Source organism: Mycobacterium simiae (genome assembly GCF_010727605.1).
In the GTDB taxonomy this organism is placed as follows: domain Bacteria; phylum Actinomycetota; class Actinomycetes; order Mycobacteriales; family Mycobacteriaceae; genus Mycobacterium; species Mycobacterium simiae.
In genome coordinates this window covers 961,028-978,120 of sequence record NZ_AP022568.1, presented here as the reverse complement: position 1 = coordinate 978,120, position 17,093 = coordinate 961,028, and the positions used below count along the sequence as shown (strand labels likewise).

15 protein-coding genes and 1 pseudogene are annotated in these 17,093 nt (G+C 66.3%); 13 read left to right on the top strand and 3 right to left on the bottom strand.

Annotation, left to right across the window (positions count from 1 at the left end; translation table 11 throughout):
* Positions 1-215: 215 nt before the first annotated feature.
* Genes G6N33_RS04420 through G6N33_RS04405 form a run of 4 tightly spaced genes read left to right on the top strand, consistent with a single transcriptional unit; the run spans position 216 to position 4,798 of the window.
* Entirely contained in the window at positions 216-1,286 is a 1,071-nt protein-coding gene (locus tag G6N33_RS04420; RefSeq protein WP_231382597.1) for a phosphotransacetylase, read from the top strand.
* 15 nt (positions 1,287-1,301) lie between these two features.
* The gene (gene sauS, locus G6N33_RS04415) at positions 1,302-2,723 is read left to right on the top strand and encodes an acylating sulfoacetaldehyde dehydrogenase (RefSeq protein WP_044510530.1); all 1,422 of its coding nucleotides are present in this window, start codon (positions 1,302-1,304) and stop codon (positions 2,721-2,723) included.
* A gap of 2 nt (positions 2,724-2,725) precedes the next feature.
* Positions 2,726-3,880, top strand: coding sequence for a succinate--CoA ligase subunit beta (locus tag G6N33_RS04410; RefSeq protein ID WP_044513068.1), 1,155 nt, complete (start codon positions 2,726-2,728; stop codon positions 3,878-3,880).
* Between the two features lie 3 nt (positions 3,881-3,883).
* Positions 3,884-4,798, top strand: coding sequence for a succinate--CoA ligase subunit alpha (locus G6N33_RS04405; protein ID WP_044510532.1), 915 nt, complete (start codon positions 3,884-3,886; stop codon positions 4,796-4,798).
* 9 nt (positions 4,799-4,807) lie between these two features.
* On the opposite strand, the gene G6N33_RS04400 is transcribed toward G6N33_RS04405, so the two are convergent.
* Positions 4,808-5,707, bottom strand: a complete 900-nt coding sequence (locus tag G6N33_RS04400; protein ID WP_044510534.1) for a LysR substrate-binding domain-containing protein — start codon at positions 5,705-5,707, stop codon at positions 4,808-4,810.
* A 105-nt stretch (positions 5,708-5,812) separates the two neighbouring features.
* On the opposite strand from G6N33_RS04400, the gene G6N33_RS04395 reads away from it, so the two are divergent.
* The 4 genes from G6N33_RS04395 to G6N33_RS04380 all read left to right on the top strand — a co-directional run bounded on the left by G6N33_RS04395 (position 5,813) and on the right by G6N33_RS04380 (position 9,326).
* Positions 5,813-6,862 carry a YeiH family protein gene (locus G6N33_RS04395; protein WP_044510537.1) on the top strand — a complete coding sequence of 350 codons (1,050 nt, stop codon included), beginning with the start codon at positions 5,813-5,815 and terminating at the stop codon, positions 6,860-6,862.
* Positions 6,863-7,031: 169 nt separating this feature from the next.
* A complete protein-coding gene (nrdF, locus tag G6N33_RS04390; RefSeq protein ID WP_101528612.1) occupies positions 7,032-8,006 on the top strand; it encodes a class 1b ribonucleoside-diphosphate reductase subunit beta in 975 nt (324 codons plus the stop codon).
* A 62-nt stretch (positions 8,007-8,068) separates the two neighbouring features.
* Complete coding sequence (locus G6N33_RS04385) at positions 8,069-8,557, top strand: hypothetical protein (protein ID WP_155945956.1); 489 nt, start codon at positions 8,069-8,071, stop codon at positions 8,555-8,557.
* A 343-nt stretch (positions 8,558-8,900) separates the two neighbouring features.
* Complete coding sequence (locus tag G6N33_RS04380) at positions 8,901-9,326, top strand: DUF3349 domain-containing protein (protein WP_044510542.1); 426 nt, start codon at positions 8,901-8,903, stop codon at positions 9,324-9,326.
* On the opposite strand, the gene G6N33_RS04375 is transcribed toward G6N33_RS04380, so the two are convergent.
* Positions 9,315-10,355 carry an NAD(P)-dependent alcohol dehydrogenase gene (locus G6N33_RS04375; RefSeq protein WP_044510544.1) on the bottom strand — a complete coding sequence of 347 codons (1,041 nt, stop codon included), beginning with the start codon at positions 10,353-10,355 and terminating at the stop codon, positions 9,315-9,317. The genes G6N33_RS04380 and G6N33_RS04375 overlap by 12 nt on opposite strands.
* A gap of 77 nt (positions 10,356-10,432) precedes the next feature.
* Complete coding sequence (locus G6N33_RS04370) at positions 10,433-11,503, bottom strand: iron-siderophore ABC transporter substrate-binding protein (protein ID WP_101528617.1); 1,071 nt, start codon at positions 11,501-11,503, stop codon at positions 10,433-10,435.
* Between the two features lie 212 nt (positions 11,504-11,715).
* On the opposite strand from G6N33_RS04370, the gene ctaD reads away from it, so the two are divergent.
* The 5 genes and pseudogenes from ctaD to G6N33_RS04345 form a co-directional block, all read left to right on the top strand.
* The gene (ctaD, locus tag G6N33_RS04365) at positions 11,716-13,461 is read left to right on the top strand and encodes an aa3-type cytochrome oxidase subunit I (protein ID WP_044513074.1); all 1,746 of its coding nucleotides are present in this window, start codon (positions 11,716-11,718) and stop codon (positions 13,459-13,461) included.
* 22 nt (positions 13,462-13,483) lie between these two features.
* Positions 13,484-14,713, top strand: coding sequence for a phosphoserine phosphatase SerB (serB, locus tag G6N33_RS04360; protein ID WP_044510546.1), 1,230 nt, complete (start codon positions 13,484-13,486; stop codon positions 14,711-14,713).
* A 30-nt stretch (positions 14,714-14,743) separates the two neighbouring features.
* Positions 14,744-15,631: an ABC transporter ATP-binding protein gene (locus G6N33_RS04355; protein ID WP_101528611.1), complete on the top strand. Its 888-nt coding sequence runs from the start codon at positions 14,744-14,746 to the stop codon at positions 15,629-15,631.
* Positions 15,628-16,440, top strand: coding sequence for an NUDIX hydrolase (locus G6N33_RS04350; RefSeq protein WP_044510550.1), 813 nt, complete (start codon positions 15,628-15,630; stop codon positions 16,438-16,440). Before G6N33_RS04355 ends, G6N33_RS04350 begins: the two co-directional genes overlap by 4 nt.
* Positions 16,437-17,093: pseudogene (locus G6N33_RS04345) on the top strand (enoyl-CoA hydratase); the annotation flags it as partial. The gene G6N33_RS04350 and the pseudogene G6N33_RS04345, both read left to right, overlap by 4 nt.

Genomic DNA, 17,093 nt, shown 5'->3' with positions numbered 1-17,093 from the left:
ATGTCAATAACGTCCGGGCGAAGATCCGCTTCGGAGGCGACCGCATATCTGCGAAAGATGTTGGTCTACAAGGATTTACGTGGTTGTGAAAACCGCGTGCGGCTTACCTCGACAGCGCCCGGTGCCGCCGCTGCAACCTTGACAGGGAACCGCCATCGTGAGAGTTTGGGAAATGATTTCATAAGTTGAAATACCGAGCTCAACTGCGAGGATCGATGACCGTCAGCGATGTCGCCTGTGCCCCGATGACCGCGGTCGGCACCGGCGCCGGCCTCGGGGCGCTACAAGCCCTGCGGGCGTCCTGGCGCAGTGTCCTGGCAGGCCGAAATGTGAGGGTGGCTCTGGCCGACGGCGAAGACCCACGGGTGATCGCCGCGGCGGCGCGTCTCAGCGAATCGGGAGCGGTCGCGCCCTATCTCGTCGGCCGGCGCACGGTGATCCAGGACGTGGCGGTGCACAGCGGAATCCGTCCGCCACGGGAGTCAGCGATCGTAGATCTCGCCTGCCCGACCGAGGCCGAGCGCCTCGCCGGGGCGCTGCGTGACGCGCTGTGTCCCCGCTTGACGGAAACAGAAATTGTTGCGCTGCAGGCCGATCCACTCTACGCGGCGACTGCCTTGCTGCGCATGGGCTCTGTGGATGCCTGCGTCGCAGGTGCGTCGCGTCCGACGGCGGAGGTGCTGCGCGCCGGGCTGCGGGTCATCGGGATGGCTTCCGGCACGCATACCCTGTCGAGTTGCTTCTTGATGGCGCTGCCCTCGGAGCAGTTGATCGGCTACGGCGATTGTGCGGTCATTCCCATGCCCGACGACCAACAGCTCGCCGAGATCGCGGTGGCGACAGCGACGACGTACCGGTCGCTGACCGGGGTGCCGCCCGTGGTCGCCATGCTCTCGTTCAGCACCATGGGCAGCGCGGCACACACCGAGGTCGACAAGGTGCGCAGGGCCGCCCAAATCGCCCGCCGGCTCTGCCCCGAACTGCCGATCGAGGGCGAACTGCAGTTCGACGCCGCTTTCGTAGCCGATATCGGCGCCAGTAAGGCGCCCGGTTCCCTCGTCGCCGGCCGGGCCAACGTGATGATCTTTCCCAACCTCGATGCGGGCAACATCGCGTACAAGATCACGCAGCGGATCGGCGGTGCGGCCGCACTCGGCCCGATCCTGCAAGGGTTCGCCAAGCCCATCAACGACCTGTCCCGCGGGTGCAGCGTCGACGACATCGAGTTTGTGGCGCTGGCAAGCGCCGTCCAAGCCGTCACCGCGGCGGCACCATTGCCGAAGTAGGAGAAGAGAATCAGCATGACGACGTCACCTCCGCACGCAGCCGAGACCGCCGAACAGGTCGTCGCCGAAATGGTGCGGCGCGCCCGCACGGCCCAAGCAGAGTTCGCGGGATATTCCCAGGAGCGCGTCGATCATGTTGTCGCAGCGGTCGCTTGGGCGATCGCCGAGCCGACCAGGGCCCTCGAACTCGCCGAGCTCGCCGTGCGCGACACCGGACTAGGCAATGTCGAGGACAAGACGCTGAAGAATCGACGCAAGACCATGGGGACGTTGCGCGATCTGACGGGAGCAAAGTCGGTGGGCGTCATCAGCGAAGACCCCAAAACCGGCATCACCGAATACGCGAAGCCAATGGGCGTCGTCGCGGCGGTCTGCCCCTCCACCAATCCCGCCGCCACCCCGGCCAACAAGGCGATGATGGTGCTCAAGGGTGGCAACGCGGTCATCCTGTCTCCGTCTCCCAAGGGTGCGTCCACGTGCGCACTGCTGGTGCGGCACATTCACGAGCAGTTCGACCGGCTGGGTGTGCCCCGAGATTTGGTGCAATACACCGCAGTTCCGTCCAAAGCGGTCACCTACGAGTTGATGCGGCAGGCCGACTTCGTCGTCGTGACCGGGTCGCAGAAGAACGTCCGCGCCGCGTACAGCAGTGGAACCCCAGCCATCGGTGTCGGTGTGGGCAACGCGCCCGTCATCATCGACGCCGACGCAGATCTCGCCGATGCGGCGGCAAAGATTCGCGCCAGCAAGACGTTTGACTATGCCACCAGCTGTTCCTCGGAGAACTCGCTGCACATCCACGCCGAGGTCTACGACGCCGCGATCGAAGCGCTGCGGCGTCAGGGCGCGTATCTGGTGAGCGCAGACGAGAAGCGCCGCCTGCAGCAGGTGATGTGGCCGGACGGCAAACTCAGCCCCGAGATCACCGCGCAGCCCCCGGGCAAGATCGCCGCGCTCGCCGGGTTCAACGGGCAGGGCGCACACGACGCCGAGTTCTTCCTGGTCGAAGAGGACAGCTACGGCCCGGATCACCCGTTCAGCGGCGAGAAGCTCTCCGTGGTGCTGACCGTGTACCGCTTCACCGACCTCGACGAGGCGATCGACCGGATCCAGGGGATTTTGGACTTCCAGGGCGCCGGCCATTCGTGTGGCATTCACACCACAAACGATGATCGGGCCCGCCACGTCGCCGAGCGGCTGAAGGTGGCGCGGGTACTGGTCAACCAGGCGCACTGTTTCGGCACCGGGGGCGGATTCGACAACGGGCTCGGATTCACGCTGACGATGGGTGCGGGGACCTGGGCCGGCAACAGCATTTCCCACAACCTGTCGTACCGGGACTTCCTCAACATCACCCGACTCGCGCGGGTCATCCCGGCGTGTGAACCAACCGAAGAGGACCTGTGGGGCTCCTACTTCGCGACCTACGGACGGTGAACGTGAAACTTCTCGAATACCAAGGTAAGCGACTGCTAGCCGACGCCGACGTACGCATTCCGCAGGGAACGGTTGTCGACTCACCCGAGTCGGCGATGCGGGCAGCGACCGCAATCGGCGGGCGCGTGGTACTCAAGGCCCAGGTGCCGACCGGTAAACGCGGCAAGTCGGGTGGCGTGCTGTTCGCCGACTCACCGGCACAGGCCGCCGACGCGGCCCGCCAATTGCTCGGCACCGAGCTAGGCGGATATCGCGTCCAGGAGGTCCTCCTCGAGCAGTGCGTGGACATCGAGCAGGAGCTCTATGCCGCCATCCTCAACGACGCCCAGAGCAAAGGGCCGCTGCTGTTGTTCTCCACTGCGGGTGGTATGGACATCGAAGAGATCAACACCGAATCACCGGATCGGGTGCACCGGTTGCCCATCGACATCTTGTGGGGTCTGGCAGAGGACGTCGCCGGCGACATGCTTGCCGATACCGACCTGCCCGAGAAGTCCCGGCGCGCGGTGGCGCGCACGTTGGCCGCCCTCTACCAGACCTACCGGTCGGCCGACGCCGACCTGGTCGAGGTTAACCCGCTGGCCGTCACGACCTCGGGCGAGCTGGTGGCCCTGGACAGCAAGGTGTCGCTGGATCCGGGTGCGCTGCCCCGTCATTCGTCGCTCGTCGCCGATCTCCGCGCGGATCAGCTGGAGGTCGGGACCGAACTCGAACGCCGCGGCCGCGAACTCGGCCTGCAGTTCATCGAGCTCGACGGTGATATCGGCATCCTGGCCAACGGTGCGGGACTGACCATGACCAGCCTGGACGTGGTCAACCACTATGGCGGTAAGCCCGCCAATTTCTTGGAGATCGGTGGCGACGCCTACACGAAGGCCACCCCGGCCCTCAAGCTGGTCTTGGACAACCCGCGGGTGCGCAGCCTGCTGATCAACTTCTGTGGCGCCTTCGCCCGCACCGACGTGATGGCCGAAGGCGTTGTCGCCGCCATCGAAGAACTGCGACCGGAGATTCCGTACTTCTTCACCATCCACGGCACCGGCGAACAAGAGGCGATACGCCTCGTTCAAGAGCGGCTTGGGGTGCAACCGTACGAACTCATGGACGATGCCGTCAAGGCCGCAGTGGCGGCCGCGGCGACCACAGTGGAGGTGTGAGCGATGTTGATTCGGCGTGGGGAAACGGTTGTCGTCCAAGGCATTACCGGCAAGCAGGGCTCGTATTGGACCGAGCGCATGGTCGAATGCGGGACCCAAGTCGTGGCGGGCGCGAGTCCCGGCCGTGGGGGACGCACGGTCAATTCCATACCCGTTTACGACAGCGTGGTGCAGGCGGCGACCCAACACCCGCTAGACGCCTCGGTGCTGTTCGTCCCACCGATGCAGGCCAGGGCCGCGGCCCTCGATGCAATCGAGGCGGGCGTTCGCAAGCTGGTTTTACTCACCGAACACGTGCCCGCCCAGGACGTCATGGAGATCCTGGCCCGTGCCGCGGCGGCCGGAACCACGGTGCTCGGACCCAACACCGCGGGCCTGGTCGTGCCGGGCGAAACGTCGGTCGGCATCATGCCGGGCTTCGCGCACAACATCTTTCGGCCGGGTCCGATCGGAGTGATCTCGCGCAGTGGCAGCCTGGGAACCCTGGTGTCGATGGAACTGATCACTGCCGGTTTCGGCCAGAGCGCCTTCATCGGCATCGGTGGCGACCCAATCTTGGGCACCACAACGCTTGACGCGGTACGCCTTCTCGACGCCGACGAGCGCACGTCGGCTGTCGTCGTCGTTGGTGAAATCGGCGGTGCGATGGAGGAGGAGGCCGCGGCGTATATCGCCGGCATGACCAAGCCCGTCGTTGCCTTCATCGCCGGCCGCACCGCGCCCCCGGGGCAGCGGATGGGCCATGCCGGCGCGATTGTGACCGGCGCTTGCGGTAGCGGTGAGTCGAAGGTGCGCGCTCTCACCGAAGCCGGTGCCGAGGTCGTGGAAGTGCCCAGTGCCATCGGCGAAGCGCTGCGTTCCTTGGGCGTCGAAGCCACCGCCACGCCGGCCGAGCCCGTCCGCAGCGGATCCGCATAGCACCGCGAGCTAGGCGGACTCGGAGAAGATCAACTTCAGCAACATGGCCGCGGTGCCGTCGAGCCGGCGTGCGCCCCGCCAGACCGCCCGCAGCGACCGGAGCATGCGCAAATCTTTGACCGCAACGACGTTCAACTGACCGGCGCGTACGTCCTCGGCGATGGCCAGCGTACTGAGCACGGCCGGACCGACGCCGTTGAGCGCGGACGTTCGGATCGCCGAGGCGCTGCCGAGTTCGAGCAGTGGGGTCGCGATGTCGTGACCCTGCAGGGCCAACTCGAGTGTGGTTCTGGTGCCCGATCCGGATTCGCGAACCAGCAACGGCGTTGCGGCCAACTCGGCGGCCGTCAGCGGGGCACGGCGTCGCGCCCACGGGTGGTGCGGATGGACCACTACGACGAGTTCGTCACGTGCGACCTCGGTGCTGTGCAGGCCCCGGATCGGATTCGGCGATTCGACAAACCCGATATCGCACGCGCCGCTGCGGACGTCTTCGATCACCTGGGTGGAGTTACGGGCCTGAAGATAGATCGTCACGTCGGCATACTGGGCGCGAAATCTGGCCAGCCACACCGGCATCAGGTGTTCGGCGACGGTGATGCTGGCCGTAACGGTCAACTGTGCGCCGTGTTCGGCCCGCAGCCCGTCGGCGACCATCAGTAGCTTGTCGATGTCGACCAGAATCTGGCGCGCCCAATGCGCCAGCACCGTGCCTTGCGCCGTCAGCGTCGAGCCGTTGGGGCTGCGGTCGACGAGTGGCAGTGCGAAGCGGCGTTCCAGTCCCCTGATGGCCCGGCTGGCATTCGGCTGCGACATCTGGACCGAACGTGCAGCGGCGCTGAGACTTCCGTGATCGTCGACACCGACGAGTAGTTTGAGCGATTCAAAAGGTGGTAGCCGCAGCGACATACCCGAACTATATGACCGGCCTCCCCGTTGGGTATGCACTTTTGATATGACCGGATACCGATTTGGTGGCTACCGTTGCCCCTGGTCGTGGCCCAACGTTGAGGAATGATCAGTTCACTGGGCCAGCAACAGGTGCGCGAGGCGACGGCCACATCGTCGCGGGGGCAGCTCAACCCGGTAGCGGTCGGTCCCGGCGTTGCCCTGTGCGCGCTCGCGACCGCGGGCGCGTTGGCGATCAATCACTGGTTGCCCACGGTGAGTCCACTGTTGATCGCGATCGTGCTCGGAGCAGTGGCAGCCAACGTCGCATCATTGCCGCGGTGGCTGCGACCCGGACTGCAGTTCTCCGCGAAACGACTACTGCGCATCGGGGTCGCGATGCTGGGCCTGCAGCTGGTGCTGGGCGACATCCTGCGCCTGGGCTACGGCGTCATCATCGTCGTCGTGTCCATCGTGGCTCTGGGCATCACCGGCACCATGTTCGCGGGCAAGTTGCTGGGGATGACCTGGACCCAGCGACTGTTGATCGCATGCGGATTCTCAATCTGCGGGGCCGCGGCGGTGGCGGCCGTCGACGGGGTGATCCAGGCCGAGGACGACGAAGACGTCCCCACCGCTGTTGCGTTGGTGGTGATCTGCGGAACGCTGATGATTCCGCTCCTGCCCGCATTCGCGCAGGCGCTACGACTGTCCGACCTCGCTGCCGGCGCCTGGGCGGGCGGGTCGATTCACGAAGTCGCCCAGGTGATTGCTGCGGCCGCCACGATGGGAGGCGGCGCGCTGGGAGTGGCTGTCGTGGTGAAGTTGGCGCGGGTGCTGATGCTTGCGCCCGTGATGGCGGTGCTCAGCGTTCGGCAGCGCAGGATCGCCGGGACCGGAACGGACATCAAGCGTCCGCCCCTGGTGCCGCTATTCGTGCTGGCTTTCATGGTCTGCGTCGCCCTGCGTTCGGCCGACGTCGTTCCTCCACACCTGCTGCAGTACGCCAAGGTCTTTCAGGTCGCCCTACTCACCGCGGCGATGTTCGCGCTCGGCACCGGCGTGCATGCGTCAGTGCTTAAGAAGGTGGGCCCCCGCCCGTTCGTGTTGGCCGTCGTGTCCACCGTGTGGATCGCGACCGTCGCCCTGACCGGGGTCATGCTCGCGTCCCACTAACGAGCGGGAACCGGCGGACCGGCGAACGGTGGGACAATCGACTGACGACACCACCCCGCCACGACACGCAAACACAACTTCTGGTGTTGCCACGGGTTGTCGGATACCAGGGGTAGTGTCTGGAGGCTGAAGCCAATGCAGGCAAATCGGCAGGTGAAGTGGGGTTCTGGTGACCGAGAACATGAAGCTGATCGACCGTGCTTCGGCGATCAACTGGAACCGGCTGCAAGACGACAAGGACGCCGAGGTGTGGGACCGGCTGACCGGTAACTTCTGGTTGCCGGAAAAGGTGCCGGTGTCCAACGACATCCCGTCGTGGGGCACGCTGACCGCCAACGAGAAGCAGCTCACGATGCGCGTCTTCACCGGGCTGACGCTGCTGGACACCATCCAGGGCACGGTCGGTGCGGTCAGCCTGATTCCCGACGCACTGACGCCGCACGAGCAGGCCGTCTACACCAACATCGCGTTCATGGAGTCGGTGCACGCCAAGAGCTACAGCTCGATTTTCTCCACGCTGTGCTCGACCGCCGAGATCGACGACGCGTTCCGCTGGTCGGAGGAGAACCCCAACCTGCAGCGCAAGGCCGAGATCGTCATGGAGTACTACCGGGGCGACGAGCCGCTCAAGCGCAAGGTGGCCTCCACGCTGCTGGAGAGCTTCCTGTTTTACTCGGGTTTCTACCTGCCGATGTACTGGTCGAGCCGGGCCAAGCTGACCAACACCGCCGACATGATCCGGCTGATCATCCGCGACGAGGCCGTGCACGGGTACTACATCGGCTACAAATTCCAGCGCGGCCTGGCGATGGTCGACGAGGCCAAGCGTGCCGAACTCAAGGACTACACCTACGAGTTGCTCTTCGAGCTCTACGACAACGAGGTCGAGTACACCCAGGACCTCTACGACGAGGTTGGGCTGACCGAGGATGTCAAAAAGTTCTTGCGCTACAACGCAAACAAGGCGCTGATGAACCTGGGCTACGAGGCGTTGTTCCCGCGCGACGAGACCGACGTCAACCCCGCGATCCTCTCGGCGCTGTCGCCCAACGCCGACGAGAACCACGACTTCTTCTCCGGTTCGGGGTCGTCGTACGTGATCGGCAAGGCCGTCGTCACCGAAGACGAGGACTGGAACTTCTAACGCCGCCGCGGTCCATCCTCGCCGGCGCGACGTGCCCCCGCGCGGCGGGCAAGATGGGCGGGGTGAGCAATGAGGACCCGGTCGATGCGGCGGACTTCCGTCGCGCGTTGGCACTTATCCAGCACGGCGAGCGCGGCGACGAAGCGGGCATGCGCGTCATCGTCCACGACGAGGTCATTCCCGCGGACCGTCTCGCCCAGCTGATCCGCGCCACGGTGTCGATCCTGTGGCAGCTGGTGGCGCAGCTGTGCGAGCCGTACGAGATCGCTGAAATCGGTGACACGCTGATCTCGGCGTCCGGCGCCGACGAGCTGTATCTGGATCGCGACAACCGGCTGGTGGCCCGGATGGCGATGGCGCAGCATTCGGGAGATGCCAGCGTCGAGTACGAGGTACTCCGCGACGCGGCCGCGGCACCCGACGGTTTAATACGGCTCGCCCTTACCGCGGCCGGTGTCGTCTCGGCGATGCTGCCGCAGCTGCGCACCGACCCCGGCCGGAAACTGCTCAACAACCTGGCGATGCAGGCGCTTCGCGAGGAAAACAGCTAATCCACGCGATCAAGTGATGCTGCACAGGCCGCCGGGCGTGCAGTCGATGGTGCATCCCGCGGCGGTGGCGGCCGCGCACGCGAGCACCAGGGTGACGATGAGTTTGCTCAGGAGACCAGACATGACCACTCCGTTCTTCCGGCGCAGGCCCGGGCCGTTTTGGGCCTGCTCATCGTAAGTCGGCGAGCAGCAAACCGGACCGGTTTAGCCGGGATGGTCGGTCGCGGGCCCGCGCCCGGGACACACCCCGGTTTCGGGTACCAGATGTGGAGGTCGTAAACGGCGCATGAATAGTGGCCATCCCCCGACACGCGGGCCGCGCCGCGGCCGTGAGACTAGGGGAGTGTCCGAACAACACTCGCCCAAGCGCGCCAAATTTCTTCGGTCGGTAATTCGCTGGCTCGACGTCGGCTATCCCCAAGGGGTGCCCGGCCCGGACCAGGTCGCACTGTTCGCCCTGCTGCGCAGCACGCCGCTGACCCAGGATCAACTCGAAGAGGTCGCCCACAAGATCGCGGTCAACGAGTCGCAGCCCGGGGCTGACGGGGTGGTCAGCCGCGATGAGATCGCCGAATTCATCACCAAAGTGACCCGCCACGACCCCGGTCGGGAGAACATTCAGCGGGTGGCCGCCACGCTGGCCGCCGCCGGCTGGCCGCTGGCCGGCATCGACGTCAGCGAGGTGATCCCCGGGGACGAACACGGCGAGGCGGCCGAAGAGATTGCCTGCCGCCGCGACGACGTACCCGAGGGTGCGTCACAGGGTTGAGATGTCGATGACGAAGCGGTACCGCACGTCGCTGGCGAGCACCCGCTCGTACGCCTCGTTGATGTAATCCGCCGCGACGACCTCGATTTCGGGGGCCACGTCCTGCTCGGCGCAGAAGTCGAGCACCTCCTGGGTCTCGGCGATGCTGCCGATGTTCGAGCCGGACAGGCTGCGCCGCATCACCGCCAGCGGGAACGCGGCGAGCTGCATGGGGTGCTCCGGGATACCCAATTCGACGAGCGTGCCGTCGACGTCGAGCAGGTTCACGTAATCGTCGAGCGGCAGGTTCGCCGACACCGTGTTCAGGATCAGGTCGAAGCTGCCACGCAACGTGCGGAAGGTGTCGCGGTCTGAGGTCGCGTAATAGTGCTTGGCGCCCAGCCGCAGCCCGTCTTCCATCTTCTTTAGCGACTGGGACAGCACGGTGACCTCGGCGCCCAGCGCCGCGCCGAGCTTGACGCCCATGTGGCCCAGGCCGCCCAGCCCGATGATCGCCAGGCGGGTGTCCTTGCCGGCCTTCCAATGGCGCAGCGGGGAGTAGAGCGTGACACCCGCGCACAGCAGCGGCGCGGCCTTGTCCAGCGGCAGGGCATCCGGGATGCGCAGTACGTAGTTCTCGTCGACGACAATCGCCTCGCTGTAGCCGCCATGGGTTGGCTGGCCGTATTTGTCGACGGAGTTGTAGGTGAATGTCGCGCCCCGTTGGCAGTACTGACCGTTGCCGGCCTTACAGCTGCTGCACTCACGGCACGAATCAACAAAGCAGCCCACCCCCACGCGGTCGCCCACCTGGTATTTGGTCACTTCCGGGCCGACCTCGCTGACCACCCCGGCGATCTCGTGGCCGACGACCAACGGGTAGTTGGGCTGGCCCCACTCGGCCTTGACGGTGTGGATGTCGGAGTGGCAGATCCCCGCGAACTGGATGTCGATGACGACGTCGTGCGGGCCGGGCTCGCGGCGCTCAATGGTCCCTTTGGTCAGCGGTTCGGTCGCTGACGTCGCGATGTAGGCGGAAACGGTGCTCATTACGATCCCTTTTCGGTGCGGTGCGTCTCAGAAAAGCTTAGCTAAGGTAATGGCTTCGGGCCAATCGGCCGGATCCGTCAATTGATCGGCGCGTTCACCAGGCGCAGGTCATCGACGATGCCGCGGGCGGCGACGACGCCCTCACCGGTCTGCCATACCTCGTCGTTGACGATATAAACCCGGTTGTCCCGATTGGCGGAGAGCTTGCGCCACGGCGCACTGTCCAGCACCGTCGCGGCCCGGTCCGCCGCGGCCTTGGTGGCACATGACATGTAGACCACATCGGCGTCAGCCGCCGAGAAATCCGCTTTGGCCAGGTCGGCGTCGGTGGCGCCGACCTCGATGTAGGGCTTGTCGGTGAAACGCTGGGCGGCCGGCCGGTCCACGCCCACCGCGCCGAGCACACTGGCGGGGAAGTTGTTGGCGCCGTAGATGCGCAGGCTGTTGACGGTCAGCTGGACGATCGACGCCTGGAAGTGCGCGGCGTCATGGCGAGCGCCGATCTGTTCGGCGCGCTGCCGGAAGGCGCCGATCAACCCGTCGACGGCTCCGGTGCGGGCGGTCGCGGCCCCGACGACGCGCATGTTGTCTTCCCAGCCGGCGCCCGGTGCGGCCGTGAACACCGTCGGCGCGATCGCCGCCAGCTTCGCGTACATATGCGGCGTCAGCGCGACCGAGCCCAGGATCAGGTCCGGGTGGGCGGCGGCGATCCCGTGCAGGTCGGGATTATCACGGTTGCCGACGCCGGGCAGTGCGTGCACCGCGTTGCCCAGATACGCCGGCTGACTGGACGAGCCGGTCGGCAAGGCCGCGGCGACCACGCGCGATTGCAGACCCAGCGCGCACAGCGCATCCAGCTGATCCCCGGAAAGCACCACGATTCGCTGGGCTTCGGCAGGCACCTGAACCGTCTCCGGTGTGACGCCGGCGGCGTTGTGCGCCTGCCGGGTCGCCGGACCGGTGTCGGCCGGGGCCGGGTCGTGGGCGCACGACTCGTCGGGCTTGCGGTCGTTACCCAGCACCCCGGCACCCGCGATCTGGGTGGTAGGCGTGACCAACGAGGAGGTGGTCCCGGACTGCTTGGACCCGCACGCACCGCACACCAGTACCGCCGCGACGGCGACGGCGACGATTAGCCGACTCTTGATGGGTCCCGATCCGGGCCGCGCAGCGGGCTGGCGACCGACGAATAGCACCCGTCGACGCTAACATCCGGGCAGCTGAGAACCGTTCCGCGAACGCAGCTCGAAGGCCGCGAACAGCCATTTACGACAGTTTGTAGGACCAGCCCTGTCGCCGGCCTGGTCGGGGGCTAAGATTTGGAGGAACCCCTGTCTGGGACGGATGTTTGGAGGAGCTGTTGACAGCCGAAGCGCCCCCATTGGGAGAACTAGAGGCCATTCGGCCATACCCGGCCCGGACCGGTCCCAAAGGGAACCTGATCTACAAACTGATCACGACCACCGATCACAAGCTGATCGGCATCATGTACTGCGTCACCTGCTTCGTCTTTTTCTTCATCGGCGGGTTGCTGGCGCTGTTGATGCGTACCGAGTTGGCGGCACCCGGCCTGCAGTTCCTGTCGAATGAACAGTTCAACCAACTGTTCACCATGCACGGCACCATCATGCTGCTGTTCTACGCCACGCCGATCGTGTTCGGTTTCGCAAACCTGGTGCTGCCCTTGCAGATTGGCGCACCCGACGTCGCTTTCCCGCGTCTCAACGCATTCTCGTTCTGGCTGTTCCTATTCGGTGCGACGATCGGTATGGCCGGTTTCATCACGCCGGGCGGTGCCGCCGACTTCGGTTGGACCGCATACACCCCGCTGACCGACGCGATCCACTCACCAGGCGCCGGCGGCGACCTGTGGATCATGGGCCTGGCCGTCGCTGGTCTGGGCACCATCCTGGGCGCGGTCAACATGATCACCACCGTGGTCTGCATGCGCGCACCGGGCATGACGATGTTCCGGATGCCGATCTTCACCTGGAACATCCTGGTGACCTCGATCCTGGTGCTGATCGCCTTCCCGCTGCTGACCGCGGCGCTGTTCGGCCTGGCCGCCGACCGCCACCTGGGAGCCCACATCTACGACGCGGCCAACGGTGGAGTGCTGTTGTGGCAGCACCTGTTCTGGTTCTTCGGGCACCCCGAGGTCTACATCATCGCGCTGCCGTTCTTCGGGATCGTCACCGAAATCTTCCCGGTCTTCTCCCGCAAGCCGATCTTCGGCTACACCACGCTGGTCTACGCCACGCTGTCGATCGCCGCGTTGTCGGTCGCGGTGTGGGCACACCACATGTTCGCCACCGGTGCCGTGCTGCTGCCCTTCTTCTCGTTCATGACATACCTGATCGCGGTACCGACCGGCATCAAGTTCTTCAACTGGATCGGCACGATGTGGAAGGGCCAGCTGACGTTCGAGACTCCGATGCTGTTCTCGGTCGGGTTCTTGATCACGTTCCTGCTGGGCGGCCTGACCGGTGTGCTGCTGGCCAGCCCGCCGCTGGACTTCCACGTCACCGACAGCTACTTCGTCGTCGCCCACTTCCACTACGTGCTGTTCGGCACCATCGTGTTCGCCACCTATGCCGGCATCTACTTCTGGTTCCCGAAGATGACCGGACGGCTGCTCGATGAGCGGCTGGGCAAGCTGCACTTCTGGCTGACCTTCATCGGTTTCCACACCACGTTCTTGGTGCAGCACTGGCTGGGCGACGAAGGCATGCCGCGCCGCTACGCCGACTACCTGCCCACCGACGGGTTCCAGGGGCTCAACCTCGTCTCGACGATCGGCGCATTCATCCTGGGTGCCTCGATGTTCCCCTTCGTATGGAACGTCTTCAAGAGCTGGCGCTATGGCGAGGTCGTCACCGTCGACGACCCGTGGGGCTACGGCAACTCGCTGGAGTGGGCGACCAGTTGCCCGCCGCCGCGGCACAATTTCACCGAGCTGCCCCGCATCCGGTCGGAGCGCCCGGCCTTTGAGCTGCACTACCCGCACATGGTCGAACGGATGCGTGCCGAATCGCACGTCGGCCGGGCCCACGGTCACGAAGGCCACGACGTGACCCGGCTCGACGACGTCGACGTCCGCAGCTAATGGCCCGTCGCGGCAATCGCGTGTGAGCACACCACCCAAGGTGTCGGTGCTGATCACCGTCACCGGCGTGGATCAACCCGGTGTGACCTCGGCGCTCTTCGACGCGCTGTCCGGCCACGGCATCGACCTGCTGAACGTTGAGCAGGTCGTCATCCGGGGTCGGCTGACCCTGGGCGTGTTGCTGTGCTGTCCGCCGGATGTCGCCGAAAGCATCGTGCAGGGCGACGACGTCCAGGACGCCATCCATGGATTGGGCCTCGACGTCACCATCGAACGCAGCGACGCCACGCCGGTCATCCGGGAGCCGTCCACGCACACCATCTTCGTGCTGGGCCGGCCGATCACCGCCGGTGCGTTCGGTGCGGTCGCCCGGGAAGTGGCCGAGCTCGGCGTCAACATCGACCTGATCCGCGGTGTGTCCGACTACCCGGTCACCGGGCTGGAGCTGCGAGTCTCGGTGCCACCGGGAGTCGAGGCGCAACTGCGCACCGCCCTGAACAAGGTGTCCTCCGGGCAGGGCGTCGACGTCGCGGTCGAGGACTACAGCCTGGAACGTCGGGCCAAGCGGCTGATCGTGTTCGACGTCGATTCCACGCTGGTCCAGGGCGAGGTCATCGAGATGCTGGCCGCCAGGGCCGGCGCCGAGGGCAAGGTCGCCGCGATCACCGAGGCCGCGATGCGCGGCGAGCTGGATTTCGCGGAATCGCTCGTACAGCGGGTGGCCACCCTGGCTGGCCTGCCCGCCACGGTCATCGACGAGGTCGCCGATCAACTCGAGCTGATGCCCGGCGCCCGGACCACGCTGCGTACCCTGCGGCGGCTCGGCTATCACTGCGGCGTGGTGTCCGGCGGGTTCCGGCGCATCATCGAACCGCTGGCCGAAGAACTGATGCTGGATTTCGTCGCCGCCAACGAGCTCGAGGTCGTCGACGGCAAGCTCACCGGCCGGGTGCTCGGCCAGATCATTGACCGGCCCGGTAAGGCCAAGGCGCTGCGCGACTTCGCTCAGCAGGTCGGGGTGCCGATGGCGCAGACCGTCGCGGTCGGCGACGGCGCCAACGACATCGACATGCTTTCGGCGGCCGGACTCGGCGTGGCGTTCAACGCCAAGCCGGCGTTGCGTGCGGTCGCCGACGCGTCGTTGAGCAGCCCGTACCTGGACACCGTGCTGTTTCTGCTGGGCGTGACCCGCGGCGAAATCGAGGCGGCCGATGCCGTCGACGGCGAGGTGCGTCGCCCCGAGATTCCCTGACATTCCCCCCGATTGGGTGGTTCGCACGGCATGCGGCACGATGGTCGGGTGCCCGAAACCGGCCCCGAAACAGACTCTGTAACAGACGAGCCCGTGGCCGATCCCGATCTTCTGATCGACTTCCGAAACGTCTCGCTGCGCCGCGGCGGTAACGTCCTGGTCGGTCCGTTGGATTGGGCGGTCGAACTCGACGAGCGGTGGGTGATCCTCGGCCCCAACGGCGCGGGAAAAACGTCGCTGCTGCGGATCGCCGCGGCCGGCGAGCATCCGTCCAGCGGCGTCGCATTCGTGCTCGCCGAACGGCTGGGCCGGGTCGATGTGTCTGAGTTGCGGGCCCGGATTGGGCTCAGCTCCTCATCGCTGGCGCAACGCATCCCGAGCGACGAGATTGTTCGCGACCTGGTCGTATCGGCCGGCTACTCGGTGCTGGGCCGGTGGCGGGAGCGCTACGAGGACGTCGACTACCGACGCGCGCTCGACATGCTGGAAAGCCTGGGTGCCGAACACCTGGCCGACCGCACCTACGGCACGCTGTCGGAGGGGGAGCGCAAACGGGTGCTGATCGCCCGCGCGCTGATGACCGATCCAGAACTGCTGCTGCTCGACGAACCCGCCGCGGGCCTGGATTTGGGCGGCCGCGAGGAGTTGGTGGCGCGGCTGGCCGACCTGGCCGCCGACCCCGACGCGCCGGCCCTGGTGCTGGTCACCCATCACGTCGAAGAGGTTCCGCCCGGCTTCAGCCACTGCATGCTGCTGTCGGAGGGGCAGGTCGTGGCGGCCGGATTGCTGTCCGACGTGCTCACCTCGGAGAACCTGTCCGACGCGTTTGGACAGCAGATCGCCCTGGAGGTGATCGACGGGCGGTACTTCGCACGGCGTGTCCGTCCTCGCGCGGCGCACCGCAGGAGGGCGGAATGACCACCCCAGCACCCCTGCCGACCCGCCCGGCGGCGACCGTGATGTTGGTCCGCGACGCGCCCGGCGGGTTGAAGGTCTTCCTGATGCGACGCCACTCGAAAATGGAGTTCGCCCCGGGCGTGATCGTCTTCCCCGGTGGCGGTGTTGACGACCGCGACCGCAACGCCGATATCGCGTGGGCCGGTCCGTCCCCACAATGGTGGGCACAGCGATTCGGTGTCGACCCCGAGCTGGCCGCGGCGCTGGTGTGCGCGGCGGCCCGGGAGACCTTCGAGGAGTCGGGCGTGCTGTTCGCCGGCCCGGCCGACGGCTCGGACAGCATCGTCGGCGACCCGTCGGTCTACGCCGATGCTCGTCACGCGCTGGACGAGCGAACGTTGTCGTTCGCGGACTTCCTGCGTACCGAAAACCTGGTGCTGCGCTCAGACCTATTGCGGCCGTGGGCTAATTGGGTCACACCGGAAGCCGAGCGCACCCGTCGCTACGACACTTACTTCTTCGTCGGGGCCCTGCCCCAGGGTCAGCGAGCCGACGGCCAGAACACCGAATCCGACCATGCCGGCTGGTCGACGCCCCAGGCCGCGATCGACGACTTCGAGGCGGGACGCTGCTTTTTGCTGCCGCCGACCTGGACCCAGCTGGACTCGCTGGCCGGGCACACCGTCACCGAAGTACTGGCCGTCGAACGCCAAATCGTCACGGTGCAACCACATTTGGAGATCCAAGGGGACAACTGGATCTTCGAGTTCTTCGACTCCGACCGCTACCACCAGGCCCGCGAAAAGGGCGGCATGGGGTGGCGGCATTGAGTGAGTTCGTCCATGTCGTGGTCAGTGACGGCTCGCAGGACGCCGGCCTGGCCGTGCTGCTGGTGTCGCGGCCGCCGACCAACGCGATGACCCGCCAGGTCTACCGCGAAATCACCGCGGCAGCAGATGAATTGGGCCAACGCGGCGACGTGGCCGCGGTGATCCTGTTCGGCGGCCACGAGATCTTCTCCGCCGGAGACGACCTGCCCGAGCTGGAGACACTCAGCGCCGCCGAGGCCGACTTCGCGGATCGGGTGCGCGCCCAGGCCGTCGACGCCGTCGCGGCCATCCCGAAGCCGACCGTCGCGGCAGTGACCGGCTACGCCTTGGGTGCTGGGCTGACGCTGGCGTTGGCCGCCGACTGGCGGATCAGCGGCGACAACGTGAAGTTCGGGGCGACCGAGATCCTCTCCGGCCGGGTGCCCGGTGACATCGCGCGCTTGACCCGTGCGGTCGGGGAGAGCAAGGCCAAGGAACTCGTGTTCAGCGGGCGCTTCGTCGACGCCGAGGAGGCCCTGCAGCTGGGCCTCATCGACGAGATGGTGGCCCCCGACGACGTGTATGACGCCGCCGCGGCCTGGGCGCGGCGCTTCCTGGACGGCCCGCGCGAAGCGCTGGCTGCCGCCAAGGCCGGCATCAATGCGGTGTTCGAG